The sequence below is a fragment of the Paraburkholderia sp. RL17-347-BIC-D genome, from assembly GCF_046027915.1.
Classification (GTDB): Bacteria; Pseudomonadota; Gammaproteobacteria; order Burkholderiales; family Burkholderiaceae; genus Paraburkholderia.
Genome location: NZ_JARESS010000305.1, coordinates 1 through 253 on the forward strand (window position 1 = coordinate 1; position 253 = coordinate 253).

The following is a 253-nucleotide window of genomic DNA, read 5'->3' on the forward strand; positions in this document are numbered from 1 at the left end:
TCAGGCAGCCACCGTGGTTACTGCCAGCCAACTACGCACTGAGCGGCACGCGGACGCAGGAACTGAAAGGGTTCCAGGCTAACCAGATCGTCGCCGACGACACGCCCGGCAAACTTCAGGTTCAGGTCAGCAGCGATCATGCGCAGTCACGGCTGATCGTCGGCTACAACACGCGTATCGACGGCAACAAGGGGCGCAAGGAAGCGCGGGGCGAAGGCTGGGAACTGGCGACGGACGCATGGGGCGTGCTGCG

The 253-nt window shown here is 64.0% G+C and carries 1 protein-coding gene; it reads left to right on the forward strand.

The window, feature by feature from the left end; genetic code table 11:
* A partial coding sequence (locus P0D96_RS48685) for a type VI secretion system Vgr family protein (RefSeq protein WP_408321538.1) occupies positions 1 to 253 on the forward strand: 253 nt, incomplete at both ends.